Source organism: Arhodomonas sp. KWT (assembly GCF_010993615.1).
Map to the genome: position 1 here is coordinate 1,584 of NZ_WNXE01000116.1, position 2,369 is coordinate 3,952.

The window sequence follows — 2,369 nt, forward strand, 5'->3', positions numbered from 1 at the left end:
ATCCTCGGCCCGGTGGCGCCGACCCCGGCGTTCGACATCGGTGAGAAGGCCGACGACCCGGTGCAGATGTATCTCTCCGACATCTACACCCTGGCGGTGAACCTCGCCGGCCTGCCGGGGCTGTCGGTGCCCGCGGGCTTCGCCAACGGCCGGCCGGTGGGCATGCAGCTCATCGGTAACTACTTCGACGAGGCGCGGCTGCTCAACGTCGGCCACCGCTTCCAGCAGGCCACCGACTGGCACACCCGCGCCCCCGGCGATTTCGCCTGACGCGCGACCAACAGGCGGCGGCGCCCCGGCGCCGCCACGATCGACTACTTACGACTAGCGGGAACCCGTCATGGAGTGGGAACCGGTCATCGGACTCGAGATTCACGCCCAGCTCGCCACCCGGACGAAGATCTTCTCCGGGGCGTCCACCGCCTATGGTGCCGAGCCCAACACCCAGGCCTGCGCGGTGGACCTGGGGCTGCCCGGCGTGCTGCCCGTGCTCAACGAGCAGGCGGTGCGCTTCGCTGTGCGTCTCGGGCTCGCCCTGGACGCCGAGGTCGCCGGGCGCTCGGTGTTCGCGCGCAAGAACTACTTCTACCCCGACCTGCCCAAGGGCTATCAGATCTCGCAGTACGAGCTGCCCGTGGTCGGCACCGGCCACCTGGACATCGACCTCGAGGACGGCACCACCAAGCGCATCGGGGTCACCCGCGCGCACCTGGAGGAGGACGCCGGCAAGAGCCTGCACGAGGGCTTCGAGGCGATGACCGGCATCGACCTCAACCGCGCCGGCACGCCGCTGCTGGAAATCGTCTCCGAGCCGGACCTGCGCTCGGCGAAGGAGGCGGTCGCCTACATGAAGAAGCTCCACTCGCTGGTGCGCTACCTCGGCATCTGCGACGGCAACATGCAGGAGGGGAGCTTCCGCTGCGACGCGAACGTCTCCGTGCGACCGAAGGGCGAGTCGGGCTTCGGCACCCGCGCCGAGCTCAAGAACCTCAACTCGTTCCGCTTCGTCGAGCGCGCCATCAACCACGAGATCGAGCGCCAGATCGAGCTCATCGAGGACGGCGGCGAGGTCGTGCAGGAGACGCGCCTGTACGACGCCGACAAGAACGAAACCCGCTCGATGCGCACCAAGGAAGAGGCGAACGACTATCGCTACTTCCCGGACCCGGACCTCCTGCCGCTGGAGGTGACCCGGTCGCTGATCGAGGAGATCCGCGGCGAGCTCCCGGAGCTGCCGGACGCCAAGAAGGCGCGCTTCGAGGCCGACTACGGCCTGCCCGCCTACGACGCCGGCGTGCTCACCGCCAGCCGCGAGCTCGCCGACTACTACGAGGCCACCGTGACCGCGGCGGACGGCGAGGCCAAGCTCGCCGCCAACTGGGTCATGGGCGAGCTCTCCGGGGCGCTGAACAAGGCCGGCCTGGACATCACCGACTCGCCGGTGAGCGCCGCCGACCTCGGCGGGCTGCTGTGCCGGATCAACGACGAGACCATCTCCGGCAAGATCGCCAAGGACGTCTTCGAGGCCATGTGGAACGGCGAGGGCGACGCCGACACGGTGATCGAGTCGAAGGGGCTGAAGCAGGTCACCGACACCGGCGCCATCGAGGCCATGGTGGACGAGGCCATCGCCGCCAACCCCACCCAGCTCGAGCAGTACCGTGCCGGCAAGACCAAGCTCCTCGGCTTCTTCGTCGGCCAGGTGATGAAGGCGTCCGGGGGCAAGGCGAACCCGCAGCAGGTCAACGAGATCCTGCGCCGCAAGCTCGACGGCTGATCACCCGGCCGCCGCCGGGGGCGCGCCGCGTCCCCGGCCCATGCTTGAACACCCCCGCCACGCCCCCATCTCGAACGGTACAGCCGCGACGGGACCGAGCCTCATGAGTGACCGCCTCTACCGCTTTCTCTTCGAGAACGCCGACGTTCGCGGCGAGCTCGTCCAGCTGGACAGCGTCTACCGGGAGCTCACCCGGCGGGCGGACTACCCCCCGGTGGTGAACCGCCTGCTCGGCGAGGCGCTGGCGGCGGCGGCGCTGCTCACCGCGACGCTCAAGTTCCGCGGCCGGCTGGTGATGCAGATCCAGTCCAGCGGCCCGCTGACCATGCTCGTCGTCCAGGCCAGCAGTGACGGCGGCATGCGGGCGATGGCACGCTACAACGCCGAGGTACCGGACGCCACCCTGGACGAACAGGCCCGTGACGGCGCGCTGGCCATCACCCTGGAGCCCGACGACGACACCCAGCGCTACCAGGGCATCGTCGATCTCGCCCCCGGAAGCCTGGCGGCGGCCCTGGAGAAATACTTCCGCGAGTCCGAGCAGCTCGACACGCGGGTCTGGCTCTCGGCGGCCGAGGGCCGCGCCGGCGGC

3 protein-coding genes are annotated in these 2,369 nt (G+C 69.7%); all 3 read left to right on the forward strand.

What is annotated here, in order from left to right; translation table 11 throughout:
- A partial coding sequence (locus tag G7A99_RS14015) for an amidase family protein (protein ID WP_240466287.1) occupies positions 1-270 on the forward strand: 270 nt, incomplete at its 5' end.
- Between the two features lie 70 nt (positions 271-340).
- The gene (gatB, locus tag G7A99_RS14020) at positions 341-1,777 is read left to right on the forward strand and encodes an Asp-tRNA(Asn)/Glu-tRNA(Gln) amidotransferase subunit GatB (protein ID WP_018716502.1); all 1,437 of its coding nucleotides are present in this window, start codon (positions 341-343) and stop codon (positions 1,775-1,777) included.
- Positions 1,778-1,880: 103 nt separating this feature from the next.
- Positions 1,881-2,369: Hsp33 family molecular chaperone HslO (locus G7A99_RS14025; RefSeq protein WP_205599860.1), on the forward strand; the 489-nt coding region annotated here is incomplete at its 3' end.